This is a genomic window from Salipiger bermudensis (genome assembly GCF_017309175.1).
Classification (GTDB): Bacteria; Pseudomonadota; Alphaproteobacteria; order Rhodobacterales; family Rhodobacteraceae; genus Salipiger; species Salipiger bermudensis.
In genome coordinates, this window is record NZ_JAEKJV010000005.1 from 268,962 (window position 1) to 290,680 (window position 21,719).

Below are 21,719 nucleotides of genomic sequence, written 5' to 3' on the forward strand. Positions count from 1 at the left end.
CTCCGCCCTCACGCCTCCCAGTCGCCCGAGAACCCTTTCGGGATCATCAGGATGTCGCGGTCGACCTCGCCGATGTCGGTGCGCCCGCACAGACCCATCGAGCTGTCGAGCTCCTTGTGGATCACCCGCAGCGCCTCCGACACGCCCTTTTCGCCCATCGCCCCCAGCCCGTAGACATAAGCGCGGCCGATCCAGCAGCCCTTGGCGCCCATGGCCACCGCCTTGAGCACGTCCTGTCCCGAGCGGATGCCGCTGTCGAGATGCACCTCGATCTTGTCGCCCACGGCGTCCATGATCGGCGCCAGCGCCCGGATCGAGCTCAGCGCGCCGTCGAGCTGGCGGCCGCCGTGGTTGCTGACCACGATGGCGTCGGCGCCGACATTGCAGGCCTCGAGCGCGTCGCGCGGATCGATGATGCCCTTGATGATCAGCGGCCCGTCCCACATCTTGCGGAACTCGCGGATGCGGTCCCAGTTCAGCGCCTGGTCGAAGCTCTCGGCTGTCCAGGTCGACAGGCTCGAGGGGTCGTCGACCCCCTTGGCGTGGCCCACGATATTGCCGAAGAAGCGCCGCTTGGTCTGCAGCATCTCGAGCCCCCACGGCACCTTGGTCATCATGTTGGCCACGGATTTCGGCGTCAGCTTGGGCGGGGCGGAGAGGCCGTTCTTGATGTCCTTGTGCCGCTGGCCCAGCAGTTGCAGGTCGACGGTGATCACCGCCGCCGAGCAGTTCGCCGCCTTGGCGCGGTCGAACAGGCGCTGCATGAAATCGTCGTCCTTGAGCGTGTAGACCTGCATCCAGAACGGCGCCGAGGTGTTCTCGGCCACGTCCTCGATCGAGCAGATCGACATGGTCGACAGGCAATAGGGCACGCCGAATTTCTCGGCGGCGCGGGCGGCGTGGATCTCGCCATCGGCATGCTGCATCCCGGTCAGGCCCACCGGCGCGAGCGCCACCGGCATCGCGGCGTCCTGCCCGATGAGCTTCGTGGCGGTGGAGCGGCCGGTCATGTCGATGGCGACGCGCTGGCGCAGGTAGATGTCGTCGAAATCCGAGCTGTTCTCGCGGAAGGTCTGCTCGCTCCAGCTGCCGGATTCGCAATAGTCGTAGAACATCTTGGGGACGCGGCGGCGATAGATCCGCTTGAGGTCCTCGATCTCGGTGATGTGGGGCATGGGGCGGTCCTTCCGGGCAATGCGGTCAGGTTTGATTACCAATCCACGACAGTTTGCGCAATCTCTCGGTCTGGACATTTCCCCGCCATGCCGGGTTAGTGACGGCATGGGAGGACAGTGCGTGCCAGCAGGAGGCGATGCGATGATCCTATGGGGCTTTCTGGCCAGTCTCGGCGCCGGTCTGATGACCGGTGTGGGGGCGCTGCCGGTGCTGTTCGGGCGCGAGATCACGCGCCGGACCAATGACATGATGCTGGGCTTCGCGGCGGGGGTGATGATCTCGGCCTCGTTCTTCTCGCTGATCCTGCCGGGCATCGAGGAAGGCGAGGCGATCTACGGCACGACCGTCGCGGCGGCGCTGCTGGCGGCGACGGGCATCGCGCTAGGCGCGCTCGCGGTCGCCGGGATCAACCGCTGGGTGCCGCACGAGCATTTCGTCACCGGCCCCGAGGGCGCGGATCCCGGCGCGCTGTCGAAGCTGTGGCTGTTCATCCTCGCGATCACCATCCACAACTTCCCCGAGGGCATGGCGGTGGGCATCGGCTTCGGCGGCGGCGACGTGACCAACGGCATGTCGCTCGCGACCGGCATCGGGCTTCAGAACGCGCCCGAGGGGCTTGCGGTGGCGGTGGCGCTGCGCGGGCAGGGCTATGGCCGGTTGCGCAGCGTGTGGTATGCGACTCTCACAGGGCTGGTCGAACCGATCGGCGGCCTCATCGGCGTGGCTGCTGTGTCGGTCTCGGTCTACGTGCTGCCGGTGGGGCTGACCTTTGCTGCCGGTGCCATGCTCTTCATCATCAGCCACGAGATCATCCCCGAGACGCACCGTCACGGCCATCAGAACCGCGCCACGACGGGGCTGCTTATGGGGCTGATCCTGATGATGTTCCTCGATGTGACACTGGGCTGAGGCGGAGCGAGCGCGCATCGGCTCGTAGAGCCTCGCCTCCGCGCGCGCGGGCATCCTCTCGCCGTTTCCTTTTCACCGGCGCTCTGCTATAGGCGGGCCTCGCAACAAAGGAGGCACGACATGGCCCACAAGGTGTTCATCGACGGCGAAGCCGGTACCACGGGATTGCAGATCCGCGAGCGTCTCGAGGCGCGCGCCGATATTGCCCTGGTCCAGGTCGCCCATGAGCGCCGAAAGGACCGTGATGCGCGCTCCGAGGCCCTTGCGGAAGCCGATGTGGCGATCCTCTGCCTGCCCGATGATGCCGCGCGCGAGACCGTCGAGCTGGCAGTGCCGCACGGCACCCGGATCATCGACGCCTCGACCGCACACCGGGTGGCCGATGACTGGGTCTTCGGGTTCGCCGAGATGGCCAAGGGGCAGCGCGAGGCGATTGCCCGGGCGCAATACGTCTCGAACCCGGGCTGCTGGTCGACCTGCGCCATTGCGCTGATCCGGCCGCTGGTCGAGGCCGGGATCTTGGCGGCGGATGCGGGTCCGGCGATCTCGGGCGTGTCGGGCTATACTGGCGGCGGCAAGGCGATGATCGCCGAGTTCGAGGCCGGCGAGACCGACGGCGCCTTCCTCTACGGCGTGTCGCAGGGCCACAAGCACCTTCCGGAGATCTCCAGGCACGGCCTGCTGAGTGCCGCGCCGGTCTTTGTTCCGTCCGTCGGGCACTACGCGCAGGGCATGGCGGTGGCGGTGCAGCTGCCGAGCCTGGGCGCGGAGGGCATTGCCGCGGCGGAGGCGGCGCTGCGCGCGGCCTACGAGGGCGAGCGCTTCGTCTCGGTGGTGGCGGCATCGGTGCACGAGCCACGGGTGATGCCGCAGCGCCTGAACGGCACCAACCGGCTCGAGCTTTCGGTGCATGGCAATGCGTCGAGCGGCGCGGCGGTGCTGGTCGCGGTGCTCGACAATCTCGGCAAGGGCGCGTCCGGGGCCGCGGTGCAGAACCTCAACATCATGCTCGGGGTCGACGAGGGCGCCGGGCTCGAAGGGCCGGAGGCGCGGGCGGCCGAGTAGGCGGCGTTGCGCCTCATTACGGGCGGAGCAGGGGGCGCTGCCCCGTCGCACCGAAGGTGCGCCATTGATGGGAGGGAGGGGGCGCTGTCCCCGTCGGACCGAAGGTGCGCCATTGATGGGAGAGAGGGGGCTCTGCCCCCGTCGCACCGAAGGTGCGCCATTAATGCGAGGAAGGGGGCTCTGCCCCCTCTGGGCCTGCGGCCCATTCACCCCCGAGGTATTTTGGAACCAGAGAAGATGCGGGTCCGCCAAGAGGGGTGGGGACGGCAAGAAAAAAGGGGCGTCCGGCCGGGCGCCCCTTCGTCGTTGGTCGTCTCTCGGCTCAGGCGCGGTGGGCGCCGTCGGCGAGGGATTTCACGAAGGCCAGCACCTCCTCGGTGGGCTTGCCCTCGGCCTGGGCAGCAACGATGGCCGAGCCCACGACGCAACCATCCGCGACACCGGCGATGCTCTCTGACGTTTCGGGGGTCCGGATGCCAAAGCCCACGATGACCGGCAGATCGGTCTTGGCCTTGATGCGCGCCACTTCCGGGGCGACATCGGCGGCCTGCGCGGCGGCGGCGCCGGTGATGCCGGTGATCGAGACGTAATAGACGAAGCCGGACGTGTTCTGCAGCACCTTGGGCAGGCGCTTGTCATCGGTGGTGGGGGTGGCGAGACGGATGAAGTTGAGGCCCGCCTTCTGCGCCGGGATGCAGAGCTCCTCGTCTTCCTCGGGAGGCAGGTCGACCACGATCAGCCCGTCGATGCCGGCCTCGTTCGCGTCCTCGAGGAACCGCTCGACGCCGTGGTTGTAGATCGGGTTGTAGTAGCCCATCAGCACGATCGGGGTGGTGTCGTCGCCGGCGCGGAAATCGCGCACCATCTGCAGCGTGCGCTCCAGCGTCTGGCCCGCCTCGAGGGCGCGCTGACCGGCGAGCTGGATGGTCGGGCCGTCGGCCATCGGGTCGGTGAAGGGCTGGCCGAGCTCGATGATGTCGACGCCGGCGGCGGGCAGCCCCTTCACCAGGTCGAGCGAGCGGTCGTAGTCGGGATCGCCGGCCATGACATAGGCGACAAAGGCCTTCTTGCCCTCTGCGCGGAGCGCGGCGAATTTTGCGTCGATGCGGGTCATGGCGGTCCTTCCCTGATGGTCGCGGCAGGTCTGCCGGAATGACGGGCGAAAATCAATAAGCTGCGCACCGCGAAGGGGGCGGTTTCTTGACACCGGTCAAGGCCGGGCACAGCCTTGGCAGGATAGGGCTGTGAGCAGGACCGAGAGGAAAGGCATCCGATGAGCGCAACGCCACCCGAGACCGACACCGCCGCGCATATCCCGACAGAGCCGGGCACCGACGCCCCGGCGCAGGACGGCGCCGCCGCTGCCGCGCCGCGCAGCGCCCGCCGCGTGGCACCGACGCCGGACGAGATCCGGCTCGCCTTCGAGACCGGCGCCTATCCCTACGACACCAAGATGTCGACCAAGAGCTACGAGCACCAGAAGGCGCAGCTCCAGGCCGAGCTCCTCAAGGTGCAGCTGTGGTTCCAGCAGACCGGCCAGAAGGCGGTGCTGCTGTTCGAGGGCCGCGATGCCGCCGGCAAGGGGGGCACGATCAAGCGCTTCACCGAGCATCTCAACCCGCGCCATGCCCGCGTGGTGGCACTCAACAAGCCCTCCGATTTGGAAAAGGGGCAGTGGTATTTCCAGCGCTATATCGAGCATCTGCCCACCGCCGGGGAGATCGTGCTCTACGACCGCTCATGGTACAACCGCGCCGGCGTTGAGCGGGTGATGGGGTTCTGCGAGCCCAACGAGTATCTCGAGTTCATGCGCCAGACGCCGGATCTCGAGCGCATGCTCGTGCGCTCGGGGATCAAGCTCTTCAAGTACTGGTTCTCGGTCACGCGGGACGAGCAGCGCCGCCGCTTCAAGAGCCGCGAGACCGATCCGCTCAAGCAGTGGAAACTGTCGCCGATCGACAAGGCAAGCCTTGGAAAGTGGGACGATTATACCGAGGCCAAGGAGGCGATGTTCTTCTACACCGATACCGCCGATGCGCCCTGGGTGGTGGTCAAGTCGGACGACAAGAAGCGCGCGCGGCTCAACTGCATGCGGCATTTCCTGTCGACGCTGGACTACCCCGGCAAGGACCGCCACATCGCCAAGCCGGCGGATCCGCTGATCGTCGGCGGCGCGGCGCATGTGATCCATCGCTCGGACCACATCCTCGGCACCGCGCTGCACCCGGGCACCCGCAGGGCCGGGGGCTGAGTGGCGCGCCTCAGAGGTGCCTGGCGAGCCAGTCCTGCAACGGGGAGAGGCGCTCGAAGGTCTGCGTGAGCGTGGCTTCGGGATCCTCCGCCAGCGCCTCGAAAAGCTCGTCGTACCACGCCACGCAACCGCACCGGCGCAGCAGGTCCGCACGCGGATGCGTCGCCGGGTAGGGGGCGGGCACCTCGTCCAGCGTCGCCGGGTCGAGCCGGGCATCCAGCCTCTCGAGCAGGGCCGCGAGGGCCTCACCGGAGACGCCCGCGACCGAGTGCCGCCACGCCACGGTCTGGTCTTCGTCGAACGTCATGACTCCGGCGCCGGCGGTGGCGTAATCCGCCGAGAGCCCGAAGTACCAGCTGCGCCCGCCCGGCAGGGTCCAGGCGGCATGAAGATGGGTGTAGAACGGCGTCTTGTCGTCGGAGAACCGCACGTCGCGATGGGGGCGGAACAGCTTGCCACGCACCGAGCGCCCGGTCGCCGCGGCCAGCCGCTCCGAGAGGCGGTCGACAAGCCTCTCGGCCGGTCGCCTCACCTCGCTGTCGTAGCGCAGCTTGTTCCTGCGGAACCAGTCTCGGTTGTTGTTCGCGGCGAGATCGATCAGAAAACGCCGGGTCTGAGGGGCAAAATGGGTCAGCTCAATCTGCGCGGTCATCGCGCGACTCCAATCTTCGAAAACAAAATGACTCGTACGTAACACGTGATCTTAGCACAGCTCCGCCGACGTGACGCCATGGAACCTTGCCAAGCGCCATCACCGCGGCTAGTCCGAAGGGCATGACACGCTGGATCGCCTGTTTTCCGCTCCTCCTGACCGCGTCGCAGGCGGTGGCTCATCCGCATGTCTTCGTTGACAGCGCCCTGCGGATCGAGACCGATGCCGCGCGGAACGTCACCGGGGTCGAGCTGAGCTGGGCCTATGACGAGTTCTTCACGCTGCTGATCTTCGAGGATATGGGGCTCGACCCGGACGGCGACGGGCAGCTTACCGAGGATGAGCTGGCGCAGCTTCAGGGCTTCGAGACCAACAACTGGCCAGCGGATTTCGAGGGCGATCTCTACCTCGCGTCGCAGGGTGAAACCGTGGCCCTCGGTGCGCCGGAGCCGCGAGAGACCCGCGTCGAGGCTGGGCGCATCATCTCGGGGCATTTCCGCCCCGTGCCCGGCGTGGCAGCCGACGGGCTCGAGATCCGGCAGTACGATCCGACCTTCTACGTGTCCTACGAGATCACCCGCGGCGTCGAGATCGCCGCCCCCTGCCGTGCCGAGATCGAAAAGCCCGACCGTGCCGCAGCCGATGCCTATGTGCAAAAAGAGCTTCAGAGCGTGCCCGAGGACCAGTTCGAGGTGCTCGAGATCGGTGAGCAATATGCCGACAGGATCAGTCTGACATGCGAACCGTCCTCCTGATCGCTGCCGCCACGGTGGCGGCGCTGGCGGTCTGGCTCTGGGGCTTCGGCGGCGCGGCCTGGGTCGAAGCCAGCGCGGCGCAGGGCCAGCGCGAGGCGCAGGTGGCGATGGCCGGCGGGTTGCGGGCGCTGCGCGCGGGCGAGCCCGGGGCGCTGATGGCGCTGCTGGGCCTGTGCTTCGCCTACGGGTTCTTCCACGCCGCCGGTCCGGGGCATGGCAAGCTGCTGATCGGCGGCTACGGCGTCGGGCGCCGCGTCCCGGTTCTGCGGCTGTCGACGCTGGCGCTGCTCTCGAGCCTTGCACAGGCGGCGAGCGCGGTGGGGCTGGTCTATGCCGGCATCTGGGCGCTTGGCTGGGGGCGCGAGCAGCTGACCGATGCCGCCGAGGACTGGTTCGCCCCGGCAAGCTACGCCGCCATCGGCCTGATCGGGCTCTGGCTGGTGCTGAGGGGCGGGCGCAAGCTGCTGACGCGGCCCGAGGCCGGGCACGCGCATGAGCACGCGCATCACGGCCACCACCACCATCACGCGCCCGGCGAGGTCTGCCCGAGCTGCGGACACGCCCACGGCCCCAGCCTCGAGCAGGTCGAGCAGGTCCACTCGCTGCGCGATGCGCTGGTTCTCATCGGGGCCATCGCGCTCCGCCCCTGCACCGGGGCGCTGTTCCTGCTGATCCTGACTTGGCGCATGGGCATCGTCTCTGCCGGCATCCTCGGCACCTTCGCCATGGGCCTCGGCACCGCGACGGTCACGGTGGCGGTGGCGCTGGCCTCGGTCACGCTGCGGGAGGGCGCGCTCAGCCGGCTTGCCACGGGGCCGGCCGCGCTGCGGGTCATGGGCGCCATCGAGGCCGCTGCCGGGGCGGTGATCGCAATCCTCGCCGCGCAAGTGGTGTTGCACGCGCTCTAGGGGCGAACCCCAGTTTCAGGGCTCTCTCAAGGCGGGACTTGCTTGAACAGGAAACGCCCTCTAAAGCGCAAATCATGAGCACTGGAAAAACATATCTGGCCCAGGCGCGGGAGATTCTGCTCCTCGGGTTGCCGCTGATCGGCGGCCACCTTGCGCAGCTTGCCATCATGTTCACCGACACCGCGATGATCGGGCGCTACGGCGTGGCCGAGCTCGCGGCGCTGACGCTGGCCAGCACGGTGTTCTCGTTGTTCTTCCTGTTCGGCTCGGGTTTTGCCTGGGCGGTGATGCCGATGGTGGCCTGCTTCGATGCCGGCAACGACCATCCGCAGATCCGCCGTGCCACCCGCATGGGGCTGTGGCTCTCGGCAGGGTTCTTCGCGCTGGTCATGCCGCTGCTGTGGTACTCCGGGAGCCTGCTGCTGGCGCTGGGGCAGGTGCCTCAGGTCGCAGCCGACGCGCAGACCTATTTGCGCATCGCCGGCTGGGGCCTGCTGCCGGCGCTCGGCGTGATGGTGTTCAAGAGCTTCCTCGCCGCGCTCGAGCACACCCGCGTGGTGTTCTGGATCACCGTCGCCGCCGCGATCGCCAATGCCATCGCCAATTACGCGCTGATCTTCGGCAACTGGGGCGCGCCCGAACTTGGCATCCGCGGTGCCGCGGTGGCCTCTCTGGTCGCGCATGGCTGCTCGCTGATCGGGGTTGTGGCCTATGCCCGGCTGCGCCTGCCGCATTACTCGCTCTGGCGCCGGTTCTGGCGCCCCGATGTCGAGATGCTGCGCGAGGTCTTCGCCCTCGGCTGGCCGATCGGCCTCACCACCCTGGCCGAGGTCGGCCTGTTCGCCGCCACCGCCATCCTGATCGGCTGGATCGGACCGGCGCCGCTGGCCGCGCATGGCATCGCGCTGCAGCTCTCGGGCCTCACCTTCATGGTACATCTCGGCCTTGCCAACGTCGCCACGGTGCGGGCCGGGCAGGCGCGGGGACGCGGCGACACCGAGCTGTTGATGCGCGACGCCCACATGCTCTTCGCGCTCTCCCTTGCCACTGTCGTGCTCACCGTGATCGCCTTCGTGACCATCCCCGAGCTGCTGATCGGCGTGTTCCTCTCTCCCGATGATCCGCAGCGGGCCGAGATCATCGCCATCGGCGTCCTGCTGCTGCTGGTCGCGGCGCTGTTCCAGCTGGTCGACGCGATGCAGGTGATCTCGCTCGGCATCCTGCGCGGCCTGCACGACACCCGCGCGCCGATGATCATCGCGGGACTGTCCTACTGGGGGCTCGGCCTGCCGGCCGCCTACATCCTCGGTTTCCCGGCGGGCTTCGGCTTTGTCGGCGTCTGGTTCGGGCTGGTGATCGGGTTGGGCATGGCCGCCATCCTGCTGATGCACCGCTTCTTCACCCGCGCGACCCCGGGCCCGGCGGCACGGCTCGCCTGAGCCGCCGCCCGAGCCACCACCTGCGGCGCTCTCTTGCGCTTGCACCGATCCGCGCCTAGAAGGCGCCCAACCAAAGCCAGAGGAGCCGCAAGATGGGATTTCGCATGGGGATCGTGGGTCTGCCCAACGTGGGCAAGTCGACCCTGTTCAACGCGCTGACCAGGACCGCCGCGGCGCAGGCGGCGAACTTCCCGTTCTGCACCATCGAGCCCAACGTGGGCGACGTGGCGGTGCCCGATGCGCGGCTCGACAAGCTCGCTGCCATCGCCAAGTCGCAGAACATCATCCCCACCCGAATGACCTTCGTCGACATCGCGGGCCTGGTGAAGGGCGCCTCGAAGGGCGAGGGCCTCGGCAACCAGTTCCTCGCGAACATCCGCGAGACCGACGCCATCGCCCACGTGCTGCGCTGCTTCGAGGATGACGATGTCACCCATGTGGACGGCCGCGTCGATCCGGTCTCGGACGCCGAGACCATCGAGACCGAGCTGATCATCGCCGACATGGAGAGCCTCGAGAAGCGTCTCCAGAACATCGTGCGCAAGGTGCGCGGCGGCGACAAGGAGGCGATCCAGCAGGAGCGCCTGATGAAGGCGGCGCTGGAGATGCTCGAGCAGGGCAAACCCGCCCGCATGGTCGAGGTCGATGCCGAGGACCGCAAGCAGTGGACGATGCTGCAGCTGCTGAGCGCAAAGCCCGTGCTCTATGTCTGCAATGTCGACGAGGACGAGGCCGCCACCGGCAACGCGCTCTCCGAGGCGGTGGCGAAGATGGCGGCCGAGCAGGGCAACGCCCACGTGGTGATCTCTGCCAAGATCGAGGAGGAGATCTCCCAGCTCGACGGCGAGGAGGCCGAGATGTTCCTCTCGGAGCTTGGGCTCGAGGAAGCCGGTCTCGACCGGCTGATCCGCGCCGGCTACGAGCTTCTGCACCTCGAGACCTACTTCACCGTCGGCCCCAAGGAGGCGCGCGCCTGGACCATCCGCAAGGGCACGCTGGCACCGCAGGCCGCCGGTGTCATCCATGGCGATTTCGAGAAGGGCTTCATCCGGGCCGAGACCATCGCCTACGATGACTTCGTGACCCTGGGCGGTGAACAGCCCGCCAAGGAAGCGGGCAAGATGCGCGCCGAGGGCAAGACCTACATGGTCAAGGACGGCGACGTCCTGCACTTCCTCTTCAACACCTGAGCCACGCGCCCTTGAAGGAGCCCTGCATCTTCTTCTGGCCGAAAATATCCCGGGGAGCGCGAGGGGCAGCGCCCCTCGTTCCCGGCGCCCCCGGCGGGCGCGAGCTTCGCTGATGCGGATCTCCGCCAATTTGGGCCTGCTCTACACCGAGCTGCCACTGCCCGCGCGCATCCACGCTGCCGCACGCGACGGCTTCGACGCCGTGGAGTGCCATTTCCCCTACGCGCATGATCCCTCCGAGATCCGCGGGGCCCTCGAGGCCACCGGCCTGCCGATGCTGGCGCTCAACACCCGTCCGGGCGATCTCGAGCTGGGCGAGTTCGGGCTCGCGGCCCTTCCGGGCCGGAGCGGGGAGGCGCGGGACGCGGTGGCGCAGGCGGTGTCCTATGGCGCGGCGATCGGGGCGGGTGCGGTGCATGTGATGGCGGGGCGAAGCCATGCTGGGGCCGGTTCGGAAGAAGCCTTTCGAGACACGCTGGCCCATGCCTGCGATCTTGCGGCGCCGCACGGCATGTCCATCCTGATCGAACCGATCAACACGCGCGACGTGCCGGGCTACCACCTCACCTCGCTCGAGCAGGCCGCCGGAACCATCGCCGCGCTCGGGCGCGACAACCTCAAGATCATGTTCGATTGTTACCACCTGCAAATCCTGCAGGGCGATCTGACGCGGCGCTTTGCGGACCATCTGCCACTGATCGGGCATGTGCAGATTGCCGCCGTTCCGGATCGGGGCGAGCCCGATGGTGGCGAGCTGTGCTATGGGCGCCTGCTGCGCGCCTTCCGGGAGTCCGGATATCGCGGTGCCGTCGGTGCCGAATACCGCCCTCGTGGCGGCGACACGCGCGCGGGGCTCGGCTGGCTGGCCCCGCTCCGCGCCGCGCTCGACGGGCCCTAGGCGGGCTCGAGTCCCGCCTTGCTCACGGCCTCGGCCACGAGCGCGCCGCGGCCCTGGATCACCTGTCCCGCCAGCGCCATCGCGCCGCGTGCCGAGTCCTCCAGCGTCTTGCCACGCGCGAGACCGGCGAGAAGCCCCGCGGCAAAGCTGTCGCCGGCGGCGGTGGTGTCGACCACGGTCTCGACCCGCGTCGCGGGGATCACCCGCGCGCCGCTGTCGCGCTGCCAGAGCAGCAGATCGCCCGGGCCCTGTTTGACCGCGACCAGATCGGCCCCCTGCGCGCGGTAGCGCTCGAGGCTCTGGGCCGGGTCCTCGTCGCCGAACAGCACCTGCTCCTCGTCGAAGGAGGGCAGCACGATGTCCGAGGTCCGCGCCCCCATCATCAGCCCCGCGCGCATCGCCTCTGGGCTCTCCCAGAGCTTGGGGCGCAGGTTGGTGTCGAAGGCCACAATGGCCCCGCGCGCCCGTGCCCGCGCCAGCGCGCCGCAGAAATACTCGCGTTCCTTGGGCGGCAGGATGGCCAGCGTGATGGCCGAGAAATGGATCATGTCGCGGCCCTTGAGCGCCGCGTCGAGCCATTTCAGATCCTGCCCCATGCGCTTGGCAGCCGACTGTCCGCGCCAGTAGGAGAAGCTGCGCTCGCCATCCTCGATCGAGATCATGTAGAGCCCCACCGTCGCATCCGGCAGCCGGCGCACCGCCGAGGTGTCGATGCGTTCGCCCTCCATGTAGGCCAGCATCTCGTGGCTGATCGCGTCCTCGCCGACGCAGGTGGCGTAGCCGACGCCCCAGCTTTCCGGCAGCATCCGGCGCATGTACCAGGCGGTGTTGAACGTGTCGCCGGCGAAGCCGCGGCGATAGAGCCCGTCGCCGGCCTCGGACAGTTCGACCATGCATTCGCCAATGGCGAGAAAGGCGCTCATTGCGTCACTCCTTCGTCTCCGGATGCGCGGGCAGGGCGCCCGTCAGCTTTCCGGCGGTAACAGTTTGCCGGGGTTGAGGATAGCCTGCGGATCGAAGGCCGTCTTGACCCGGCGCATGATGGCCACAGCGGCACCGTGCTCGGCGTCCATGTAACCCTGCTTGCCAAGGCCGATGCCGTGCTCGCCCGTCACCGTGCCGCCAAGCCGCAGCGCCACCTTGGCGAGCGCGCCGGAAAACGCGAGCACTTCCGCGATCTCGGCCGGGTCGGCGGGGTCGAAGCGCAGCCCGCAATGGAAATTGCCGTCGCCCACATGGCCGACGATGGTGCAGGTGAGCGCGCGGGTCTCGGCTTCGGCGCGGGCCGCGGCGATGGCCTCGGCCAGCTGCGAGATCGGCACGCAGACATCGGTCGAGTAGGTGCGCTTGCCGGGGCGCGGATCGAGCGCGCCGATCGCCGGCAGCGCACCGTGGCGCAGGCTCCAGAGCGCGGTGCGGGCCTCGGTGGTCTCGGCCTCTTGCCAGCCTTGCGCCCCGGCATCCGAAGCGATCTCGCGGAAGCTCGAAACCTGTTCGCGTACTGCATCAGGAGCGCCATGGAACTCGAGGAAAAGATGCGGTTTTTCCGGCATGGCTGTCCCGCTGTGCAGGTTGAAGCCGCGCACCATCATCTCGTCGACGAGCTCGATCCGCGCCATCGGGATGCCGCTCTGGATGGTCAGGATCACGCAATCCACCGCCGCCGCCACGTCGTCGAAGCGGCAGGTCGCAGCCGCCACCGCCTCGGGCTGGCCGTGCAGTTTCAGGGTCAGCTCGGTGATCAGCCCGAGCGTGCCCTCCGAGCCCACCAGCAGGTGGGTCAGGTCGTACCCGGCCGAGGACTTGCGCGCTTCGCTGCCGGTGCGGATCACCGAGCCGTCCGCCATCACCGCCTCGAGCGCCAGCACGTTCTCGCGCATGGTGCCGTAGCGCACCGCCGTGGTCCCCGAGGCGCGCGTCGCGGCCATGCCGCCGAGCGAGGCGTCGGCACCGGGATCGACCGGGAAGAATAGCCCCGTTGCGCGCAGCTCCTCGTTGAGCTGCTTGCGCGTCACGCCGGGCTGGACGACCACGTTCATATCCTCGGCATGCACCTCGAGCACCTTGTTCATGCGCGAGAAATCGAGGCTGATTCCGCCGTTGACCGCCAGATGCTGACCCTCGAGCGAGGTGCCGGTGCCGAACGCCACGATGGGCACGCCATGCGCGGCGCAGATCCGCACGATCTCGGCGACCTCTTCGGTGCTCTCGGGGAAGGCCACCGCGTCGGGCAGGACCTCGTCGTAATGCGCCTCATTTCCGGCGTTCTGCTTGCGGGCGGCAAGGGTGGTGGAAAAGCGCGGGCCGAGCAGGTGCCCGAGCGCGTCGAATGCGGTCATCTTGGTGGTCTCCTGCGCCGGGGAATGCGCTTGCATTCGGTATACCAGCCAGTGACACTGTGGCAAGCAACTGGCGGAGGGGCCTTGCCCCAACCGGCAGGAAGGAGGGCGCGGGACAGCGCATCATGGGAGGAGGGGTCATGACCCGGAGCATCGTCATCACCGGCGCGGGCAGCGGCATCGGCCGCGTCACCGCGCAGGCATTTCTGGAAGACGGCTGGCGCGTGGCGCTAGTGGGCCGCCGCGAGGCACCGTTGCGCGAGACCGCGAACGGCGATGCCAACGCGCTGGTGCTGCCGTTCGACGTGTCGCAGCCGGAGGCCGTGGAGCAGGGCTTCGCGCAGGTCGCGCGGGACTGGGGCCGCATCGACGCGCTGTTCAACAATGCCGGCATCTTCACCAAGGGCGCGCCGATCGACGAGATCCCGGTCGAGGACTGGATGCAGCTCAGCGCCGTCAACATCACCGGCATGTTCCTCTGCGCCCGCGCGGCCTTTGGCCAGATGCGGCGGCAGAACCCGCAGGGCGGGCGGATCATCAACAACGGCTCGATCTCTGCGCATGTGCCGCGTCCGGGCTCGTCGCCCTATACCACCTCGAAACACGCTATCACCGGGCTGACCCGCTCGATCAGCCTTGACGGGCGGCCGTTCGACATTGCCTGCAGCCAGATCGATATCGGCAACGCCCTCACCGAGATGGCCGCGCCGATGGCCGTCGGCGTCAAACAGGCCAACGGCGAGATCGCCCCGGAAGCAGTGATGGACGCCGAGCACGTGGCGACCTCCGTGCTGCACATGGCCAAGCTGCCGCTGGATGCCAACGTCCAGTTCATGACGGTGATGGCGACCAAGATGCCCTATATCGGGCGGGGCTGAGCCGGCATGGACACGCCGCAGGACACGCTGGCCGAGCAGATCGCCGCGCAGCTGCGCCGGGCGATCCTGTTCGGCACCCTGCCGCCCGATGCGCCGATCAAGGAGCGCGACACCGCCGCCGCCATGGGGGTGAGCCGCACGCCCATGCGCGAGGCGATCCGCATCCTTGCCAAGGAGGGGCTGGTGGTGCTGCGCCCGGCGCGCAGCCCGGTGGTGGCGCGGCCCTCGATCAAGGAGGTCCGCGACCAGGTGGTTGTGCTGCAGACGCTCGAACAGCTCTCGGCGCGGCTGGCCTGCGAGGCGGCGACCGAGGTCGACCTCGACGAGATCGAGGCGCTGCATAGGCGCATCGCCGGCAGCTACGACCAGCTTGGTGCGCTCGACGCCTTCGAGCTCGACATGAGCTTTCACCGTCGCATCGCGCAGGCGGCCCACAACGCCGCGCTGGCGCAGACCCACAACCGCTATCTCGCGCGGCTGTGGCGTGCGCGCTATCTCTCGGCCCGGATGCGGCACAACCGCGCCCGCGTCGTGGGCAATCACGAGATCATCCTGCAGGCGCTCAGGGTCCGCGACGTGAGCGCGGTGACCCGCGCGGTCGAGGACCACTTGGCCAGCCTTGCAGACGACATTGCCGCTGCCCTCGAAGCCGAGGCGGCGGCCGCAGACCAGGAGGACGAGACATGAAACTGATGCGAGTGGGCCCGCAGGGGCAGGAACGGCCGGTGGTGCTGGACAGCCAGGGAGAGATGCGCGACCTGAGCGGCGTTGTCCCGGATCTTGCAGGCAACGGCGTCTCGCTCGAGGCGCTGGAGGCGATCCGCGCCATCGACCTCGCGACCCTGCCGGTGCTGCCCGAAGGCGCGCGCATCGGCGCCTGCCTTGGCGGTGTGCCGAACTTCCTCTGCGTCGGGCTGAACTACGCCAAGCACGCCGCCGAGACCGGTGCCAAGCCCCCGAAGGAGCCGATCCTGTTCTCCAAGGCGGCCTCGGCGCTCGCAGGGCCCAACGATGCGGTGATGCTGCCGCCGGGGTCGGAGAAATCCGACTGGGAGGTCGAGCTCGGCGTGGTGATCGGCAAACCGTGTTGGCAGGTCTCGGAGGCCGAGGCGCTGGATCACGTGGCGGGCTATTGCGTGGTCAACGACCTGTCGGAGCGGGCCTGGCAGATGGAGCATGGCGGGCAGTGGATCAAGGGCAAGTCGGCGCCGGGATATGGCCCCTGCGGGCCGCATCTGGTGACCGCCGACGAGGTGCCCGACCCGCAGGCGCTGCGCCTGTCGCTGGCTCTGAACGGCGAGACGGTGCAGGACAGCGATACCTCCGACATGATCTTCGGCGTGGCCGAAATCATCTCCTACATGAGCCGCTTCATGGCGCTGGTGCCGGGTGATCTGATCGCGACCGGCACGCCTTCGGGTGTCGGGCTCGGGATGACCCCGCCGCGCTTCCTGCGCGCCGGCGACGTGATGGAGCTGAGCGTCGAGGGGCTGGGCACCCAGCGGCAGGAGGTGGTCGCGGGGTAGGGCGGCTTATCGACGGTCGATCAGCGCCCGCGCGGCGGACGCCACCCTTGCGATGCCCCCGAACATGAAAAGGCCGCGCCAGAGCGCGGCCTTTTCGTTTGTCCAGCGGTGTGCCGAGGCGTCACGCGCCCCGGCGCTCAGCTGATCAGAAGTGCACCGAGCGGGTGGTCTCGGGGGTCGCGGTCGGCGGGGCGAACTTGGTCAGGTTGATGCCGTCCACCGCGCTCTTGTACTCGTCGGCATTCGGCGTGCGGCCAAGGATTGCCGAAAGCACCACCACCGGGGTCGAGGCGAGCAGCGACTCGCCCTTCTTCTCGGTCGAGTCCTCCACCACGCGGCCCTGGAACAAGCGGGTCGAGGTGGCGAGCACCGTGTCACCCTTGGCGGCCTTCTCCTGGTTGCCCATGCAGAGGTTGCAGCCCGGACGCTCGAGATAGAGGATGTTCTCGTACTCCTTGCGCGCCTGGGTCTTCGGGAACATGTCGTCGAACTCGAAGCCCGAGTATTTCTGCAGGATCTCCCAGTCGCCCTCGGCCTTGAGCTCGTCGATGATGTTGTAGGTCGGCGCGGCCACCACGAGAGGCGCCTTGAACTCGACCTTGCCGTTGGCCTTCTCGAGGTTCTTCAGCATCTGCGCGACGATCTTCATGTCGCCCTTGTGCACCATGCACGATCCCACGAAGCCCAGATCGACCTTCTTCTCGCCGCCGTAATAGGAGACGGGGCGGATGGTGTCGTGGGTGTAGCGGCGCGAGGCGTCGGCGTTGTTGACGTCCGGGTCGGCGATCATCGGCTCGTCGATCTTGTCGAGATCCACGACCACCTCGGCGAAGTACTTGGCGCTCGCGTCCGGGGTCAGCGCGGGCTTCTCGCCCGAGCGGATCTCGGCGATGCGCTTGTCGGCCTTGTCGATCAGGCCCTGAAGCGTCTGCGCGGCATTGTCCATGCCCTTGTCGATCATCACCTGGATGCGCGACTTGGCAAGCTCGAGCGAGCCGATCAGGGTCTCGTCGTTGGAGATGCAGATCGAGGCCTTGGCCTTCATCTCCGCGGTCCAGTCGGTGAAGGTGAAGGCCTGGTCGGCCAGCAGCGTGCCGATATGCACCTCGATCACGCGGCCCTGGAAGACGTTGTCGCCGAACTGCTCGAGCATCTGCAGCTGAGTGGCGTGCACCACGTCGCGGAAATCCATGTAATCGGCCATCTTGCCCTTGAAGGTGACCTTCACGGACTCGGGGATCGGCATGGTCGCCTCGCCGGTCGCAAGCGCCAGCGCCACGGTGCCGCTGTCGGCGCCGAAGGCCACGCCTTTCGACATGCGGGTGTGGCTGTCGCCGCCGATGATGATGTCCCAGTCATCCACGGTGATGTCGTTGAGCACCTTGTGGATCACGTCGGTCATGGCGTGGTATTCGCCCTTGGGATCGCGCGCGGTGATCAGGCCGAAATCGTTCATGAACTTCATCAGACGCGGGATGTTGGCCTCGGCCTTCTTGTCCCAGACCGATGCGGTGTGACAGCCGGACTGGTATGCGCCGTCCACGGTCGGCGAGATGACGGTAGCCGCCATCGCCTCGAGCTCCTGGCTGGTCATCAGGCCGGTGGTGTCCTGGCTGCCCACGATGTTGACCTTGACGCGCACGTCCGAGCCCGCGTGCAGGGTCTTGCCCGGAGTGGTGCCGAGCGCGTTCTTGTTGAAGATCTTCTCGACCGCGGTCAGGCCCTGACCCTCGACCGACACTTCCTTCGAAGGTGCAAAGACCGGGGTCGGCTCGACGCCGAGGGTCTCGGCGGCAAAGGTCTGCAGCTTCTTGCCGAACACGATGGCATAGGAACTGCCGGCCTTCATGAACTCGACCTTCTGCGGCGTGAAGGCGGAGGAGACGTCGACCAGTTCCTTGCCGTCCTCGTCCGTGAGTTTCATCGCCTTGGTGTCGATCTTGAGCACGGTGCCGGTGGCCACCGAGTATTTCTGCTCTAGCACCGGGTTGCCGTCATTGTTGAGGATCGGCTTGCCGTCGGCGTCGACCTTCTTGACCCAGTTCTTCAGGTCAAGCCCGATGCCGCCGGTGACGCCCACGGTGGTCAGGAAGATCGGCGAGATGCCGTTGGTGCCGGCCACGACCGGGGCGAAGTTCACGAAGGGAACGTAAGGCGAGGTCGGCTTGCCGGTCCACAGCGCCACGTTGTTGACGCCCGACATCCGCGACGAGCCCACGCCCATGGTGCCCTTCTCGGCGATCAGCATCACGCGCTTGCCCGGGTGCTGCAGCTTCAGCGCCTCGATTTCCTTCTGCGCCGCCTCGGAGATCATGCACTTGCCGTGCAGCTCGCGGTCCGAGCGCGAATGCGCCTGGTTGCCGGGCGACAGCAGGTCGGTCGAGATGTCGCCTTCGGCGGCGATGTAGGTCACCAGCTCGATCTCTTCGTCGATATCGGGCAGCTTGGTGAAGAACTCGGCCTTGGCGTAGCTCTCGAGGATATCCTTGGCGATGGCGCTGCCCTCGGCATGGGCCTTGGCAAGGCGGTCCATGTCGGCCTCGTAGAGGAAGACCTGCGTCTTGAGCACCTCTGCGGCCTGCTGCGCGATCTCGCCGTCCTGGTTGAGCGCGAGGTCGAGTAGCACCTCGACCGACGGCCCGCCCTTCATGTGCGACAGCAGCTCGAAGGCGAAGGCCGGGGTGATCTCGTCGACCTTGGCGTCGCCGAGGATGATCTTCTTGAGGAAGGCGGCCTTCACGCCGGCGGCGGAGGTGGTGCCGGGCAGGGTGTTGTAGATGAAGAATTGCAGGGAGTCGTCGCGGTATTGGTTGCCGGTGTCCTCGATCTGCGCGATCAGCTCGGCCACCAGCGCGCCATCGTCGATGGGCTTGGGGTGCAGCCCCTCTGCCTTGCGCGTTTCGATCTCGGTTAGGTAGTCTGTGTACAAGCTCATGACGGTCCCTGCGGTTCAGTTTGGGCGAAGCTGGAGCAGCGGGTCGCGGCAGCGTCGGACGGGCCGCGGCGCGCTTATTGTATGCGGCAGTATACGAATACCGAATCCGTGGCAAGGCCTTCGACAGCGGCCTTCCGCTGCAGCTGCATCATGTCATAGGATGTGCGCATAGGACAGGCGTCACTTGGCGTATGACATCCGTTCAGGCGAGGTCGCATGGACGGTCGCGGGCGTGGCGTGGTTCATAGCGCGCAGATGCGTCCGGCGCGCCGCCCGTCGGGCGGTGAAGTCGGGTCGGACGAGCCTGTCATTTGACATGTGATTATGGCGGAGACGAAGGGATTCGAACTTGCGCCTGAAAATGCAGAAAATGCCTTAATTATTTGAACATTTTGCCACCATCGGGCTTCATGGATGAACCCGAATGTGTAGCAAAATGTGTAGCAGCTCCGCGAGGCCGCTCCATCGGGACCAATCAAGAAAAGCAGGTGTCACGAATGGCAGGATTGATCAAGCGCGGACAGACATGGCATCTGCGCATGCGGGTGCCGAAGCGATACCTCGCGGTCGCGGGGCGTAACGAAATCCACCGCAGCCTGGAGACCGATAGCGAGCGCCGGGCACGCGAGCTCCTGCCTGATGTACGAGCCAAGCTCCTCGCAGAGCTCGAGGCCATGACGGCCATCAGGGAGCGCCCCGGCGAGGCCGATGCCTATCGAGCGGCGACGAAAATTGCCCAGGCGCGCGGCTTCACCTATCGGCCGCTTACCGACCTCCTAGAGGCCCCGCTGGACGAGGTCCTCGAGCGTGTGGAGGCGACCAAGGCAAATTCCTCGCCAGAGACCGCAAAGGCACTCCTTGGAGGGCTGGAGGGTCCTGCGGTGCGTCTCTCTGGGCTCGTCAAGGAGGTCGAACGCGTGGCGACGCATGAGAACCGCTACAAGAGTGAGAACCAGTTGCGGCTGTGGCGCAATCCGCGCAAGCGCGCCGTGGCTAATCTGCAGGCGGCGCTTGGCGGGCGAGATGCGTTGGTCTCGGAAATCGACCACGCAGCGGCACTCAAGCATAAGGCGTGGTGGCAGAAGAAGATTGCCGCCGAGAACCTCTCCATGAAGACCGCAAACAAGGACTTCGCCAACATGGCGGGAATGTTGAGGCGCTACTACGAGAGTATTGCGCTACCGGACCCGCCGGAGCCGTATCACCGGGTAACCCTGAAGGATCGGCACAAGGAAGAAAGCCGAAAGCTCGAAATTCCCGTGGAGTGGATCAAGGAGAAGTGGTTCGCCCAGGGCGCTTTCGACGGCACCAATGCCGAGTCCAGAGACATCTTGCTGATCTCGATCGAGACCGGCTGCCGACAGTCGGAAATCCACGATCTACCTCCAGGCGCGTTCGTCCTCGACGCTCCGATCCCGTATTTCGAGGTCAAACTGGAGGAGGGCAATAGCAAGAGGGAGATCAAGAACACCGCTTCCAAGCGAAAGGTGCCACTTGTGGGCGTCGCGCTTGCTGCGGCAAAGCGTCATCCTGACGGTTTCCCGCGCTATCGCGGCAAAAGCAGCTACTCTGCGGCGATGAATAAATTCATGCGGAGCAATGGTCTCTTGCCGTCACCGGACCACACAATCGGTGGCATTCGCCACTCATGGGAAAGTCGCATGAGACGCGCCGGGATCGACAAGGAGCTTCGAGGAGTGATGATGGGCCACAGCGTCAAGGCAATTCTTGAGCGCGAGGTTTATGGTGATGAGATGCCATTGCCAGAGAAGCTGAAGTTGGCCATGAAGGTCGTCCTCGATGTGCCGGACCACCTGAAGTAGGTCCCCGGCCACCAGGACGACGATTGGAGTTCTAAGGCCTCGAAGCACTCGGCATTCAATCTTTCGAAGGCTGTCTCCGCAGGGGTCATGCCGCCCGGTGAAGGGCGGCGCTGTTGACTATTTCGGCGGCTTCGAGAGCCAGATCGCGCTCTTCTTCGAGTGTCGCGAGTTCGGCTTTGAAGCGTTTCAAGAGCGGCAGCAACCACATTTCGCCGTTGGTGATCCGCTGCGCTATCTCGAGCCGGGCGCTGACCACCCTGTCGACCTTGGCTTGGAACTCACCCAGCGGGCTTTTGCAGTCTTGCGCGTTTTCATTTGCCGCGGCGCGTCGTGGCGACATTGCACTCCGCGCCCCACCACCGCACATACGCGGCTGGCTTCGGGAACCGGTGGCTTCGCGCTTACATGCCGGCTCTTCATGGTGCGGACGCTCGATAGAGCGAGCGCGGCCAGGTACGGATATTTGGGATTCGGGAAACACCGCGTTCTCGTACATGCGCGGATGCCCGCCCCGCGCGCGCACTTCGCGCGGGGCTAAGGTATCACACATTGGCATCTGCGGTTTCTTGGTCCTGCGTCTCATGGTCGGTCGCCGCTCTTGCCTCGGCTTCCTCGATCTTCCAAAGCTCGACCTGTTCCTGCACCTTCTCGACAACGCCTTCCGGCGCCTTGGCATGCTTGAAGATGCGTCGGCGGTTGGTCGCGGTCGCGAAACAGCCGAGTTCGAAGAAGACCTCGTCGACCTGCTCGGGGGCGCTCTCCTCCAGCCAGTCGAGCCAAGCGTCGAAGGTGTCGGCGATTGCCGCGCGGGCTTCCCGCTGGACTTTGTCGTCCTTGCGGGCTTCCTTGTCGGCGAGACGACCAACCGTGGCCATGGCTTTTTCCATGCGGTCGCGCATGGCCTGCGACATCTCGAACTGTGGCTTGGGGGATTTCCGGGCGGGTTTCTTGGTCAGAGGTTTCTTCATGTATTGG

At 66.9% G+C, this 21,719-nt stretch carries 20 protein-coding genes; 12 read left to right on the forward strand and 8 right to left on the reverse strand.

All coding sequences use genetic code 11. The features are described from left to right. Positions 1-8: 8 nt before the first annotated feature. Complete coding sequence (locus tag JF542_RS09240; protein WP_207075620.1) at positions 9-1,175, reverse strand: alpha-hydroxy acid oxidase; 1,167 nt, start codon at positions 1,173-1,175, stop codon at positions 9-11. Between the two features lie 142 nt (positions 1,176-1,317). Between JF542_RS09240 and JF542_RS09245 the strand changes: the two genes are divergently transcribed. Beyond that, entirely contained in the window at positions 1,318-2,085 is a 768-nt protein-coding gene (locus tag JF542_RS09245; protein WP_207075621.1) for a ZIP family metal transporter, read from the forward strand. Positions 2,086-2,205: 120 nt separating this feature from the next. Then, positions 2,206-3,150 (forward strand): N-acetyl-gamma-glutamyl-phosphate reductase, encoded by a 945-nt coding sequence (argC, locus tag JF542_RS09250; RefSeq protein WP_207075622.1) that lies wholly within the window; start codon positions 2,206-2,208, stop codon positions 3,148-3,150. Positions 3,151-3,472: 322 nt separating this feature from the next. Here the strand turns inward: argC and trpA are convergent, their stop codons facing one another. Continuing rightward, on the reverse strand, positions 3,473-4,264 hold the full coding sequence (trpA, locus tag JF542_RS09255) for a tryptophan synthase subunit alpha (RefSeq protein ID WP_207075623.1): 792 nt from the start codon (positions 4,262-4,264) through the stop codon (positions 3,473-3,475). Positions 4,265-4,423: 159 nt separating this feature from the next. Between trpA and ppk2 the strand changes: the two genes are divergently transcribed. Further along, positions 4,424-5,401 carry a polyphosphate kinase 2 gene (ppk2, locus tag JF542_RS09260; protein ID WP_007799694.1) on the forward strand — a complete coding sequence of 326 codons (978 nt, stop codon included), beginning with the start codon at positions 4,424-4,426 and terminating at the stop codon, positions 5,399-5,401. A gap of 10 nt (positions 5,402-5,411) precedes the next feature. Here the strand turns inward: ppk2 and JF542_RS09265 are convergent, their stop codons facing one another. Beyond that, the gene (locus tag JF542_RS09265) at positions 5,412-6,053 is read right to left on the reverse strand and encodes a TIGR02453 family protein (RefSeq protein WP_207075624.1); all 642 of its coding nucleotides are present in this window, start codon (positions 6,051-6,053) and stop codon (positions 5,412-5,414) included. Between the two features lie 122 nt (positions 6,054-6,175). On the opposite strand from JF542_RS09265, the gene JF542_RS09270 reads away from it, so the two are divergent. From JF542_RS09270 to JF542_RS09290, 5 genes are all read left to right on the forward strand, one after another. Next, positions 6,176-6,808, forward strand: a complete 633-nt coding sequence (locus JF542_RS09270; RefSeq protein WP_207075625.1) for a DUF1007 family protein — start codon at positions 6,176-6,178, stop codon at positions 6,806-6,808. Beyond that, entirely contained in the window at positions 6,790-7,716 is a 927-nt protein-coding gene (locus tag JF542_RS09275) for a nickel/cobalt transporter (RefSeq protein ID WP_207075626.1), read from the forward strand. The genes JF542_RS09270 and JF542_RS09275 overlap by 19 nt, the downstream gene beginning before the upstream one ends. Positions 7,717-7,790: 74 nt before the next feature. After that, complete coding sequence (locus tag JF542_RS09280) at positions 7,791-9,155, forward strand: MATE family efflux transporter (RefSeq protein WP_207075627.1); 1,365 nt, start codon at positions 7,791-7,793, stop codon at positions 9,153-9,155. Between the two features lie 92 nt (positions 9,156-9,247). Next, the gene (gene ychF / locus JF542_RS09285) at positions 9,248-10,345 is read left to right on the forward strand and encodes a redox-regulated ATPase YchF (protein WP_207075628.1); all 1,098 of its coding nucleotides are present in this window, start codon (positions 9,248-9,250) and stop codon (positions 10,343-10,345) included. A gap of 112 nt (positions 10,346-10,457) precedes the next feature. After that, positions 10,458-11,243 carry a hydroxypyruvate isomerase family protein gene (locus JF542_RS09290; RefSeq protein WP_207075629.1) on the forward strand — a complete coding sequence of 262 codons (786 nt, stop codon included), beginning with the start codon at positions 10,458-10,460 and terminating at the stop codon, positions 11,241-11,243. Here JF542_RS09290 and JF542_RS09295 read toward each other — a convergent pair. Both JF542_RS09295 and JF542_RS09300 read right to left on the reverse strand, forming a co-directional pair. After that, entirely contained in the window at positions 11,240-12,166 is a 927-nt protein-coding gene (locus tag JF542_RS09295) for a sugar kinase (RefSeq protein WP_207075630.1), read from the reverse strand. The two genes, JF542_RS09290 and JF542_RS09295, sit on opposite strands and share 4 nt — an antisense overlap. 42 nt (positions 12,167-12,208) lie before the next feature. Continuing rightward, entirely contained in the window at positions 12,209-13,582 is a 1,374-nt protein-coding gene (locus tag JF542_RS09300; RefSeq protein WP_207075631.1) for an FAD-binding oxidoreductase, read from the reverse strand. A gap of 140 nt (positions 13,583-13,722) precedes the next feature. On the opposite strand from JF542_RS09300, the gene JF542_RS09305 reads away from it, so the two are divergent. The 3 genes from JF542_RS09305 to JF542_RS09315 are packed head-to-tail and all read left to right on the forward strand — an operon-like array spanning position 13,723 to position 15,986. Further along, a complete protein-coding gene (locus JF542_RS09305; protein ID WP_007799712.1) occupies positions 13,723-14,460 on the forward strand; it encodes an SDR family oxidoreductase in 738 nt (245 codons plus the stop codon). A 6-nt stretch (positions 14,461-14,466) separates the two neighbouring features. Beyond that, entirely contained in the window at positions 14,467-15,147 is a 681-nt protein-coding gene (locus JF542_RS09310) for a GntR family transcriptional regulator (RefSeq protein ID WP_207075632.1), read from the forward strand. Then, entirely contained in the window at positions 15,144-15,986 is an 843-nt protein-coding gene (locus JF542_RS09315; RefSeq protein ID WP_207075633.1) for a fumarylacetoacetate hydrolase family protein, read from the forward strand. Before JF542_RS09310 ends, JF542_RS09315 begins: the two co-directional genes overlap by 4 nt. Positions 15,987-16,131: 145 nt before the next feature. On the opposite strand, the gene JF542_RS09320 is transcribed toward JF542_RS09315, so the two are convergent. Beyond that, positions 16,132-18,921, reverse strand: coding sequence for a bifunctional aconitate hydratase 2/2-methylisocitrate dehydratase (locus JF542_RS09320; protein ID WP_007799841.1), 2,790 nt, complete (start codon positions 18,919-18,921; stop codon positions 16,132-16,134). Between the two features lie 497 nt (positions 18,922-19,418). Here JF542_RS09320 and JF542_RS09325 point away from each other — a divergent pair, with 497 nt between their 5' ends. After that, on the forward strand, positions 19,419-20,744 hold the full coding sequence (locus tag JF542_RS09325; RefSeq protein ID WP_207075634.1) for a DUF6538 domain-containing protein: 1,326 nt from the start codon (positions 19,419-19,421) through the stop codon (positions 20,742-20,744). 85 nt (positions 20,745-20,829) lie between these two features. Here the strand turns inward: JF542_RS09325 and JF542_RS09330 are convergent, their stop codons facing one another. Next, a complete protein-coding gene (locus JF542_RS09330; RefSeq protein ID WP_207075635.1) occupies positions 20,830-21,084 on the reverse strand; it encodes a hypothetical protein in 255 nt (84 codons plus the stop codon). Between the two features lie 202 nt (positions 21,085-21,286). After that, positions 21,287-21,712, reverse strand: a complete 426-nt coding sequence (locus JF542_RS09335; RefSeq protein WP_207075636.1) for a hypothetical protein — start codon at positions 21,710-21,712, stop codon at positions 21,287-21,289. Between the last annotated feature and the right edge of the window lie 7 nt (positions 21,713-21,719).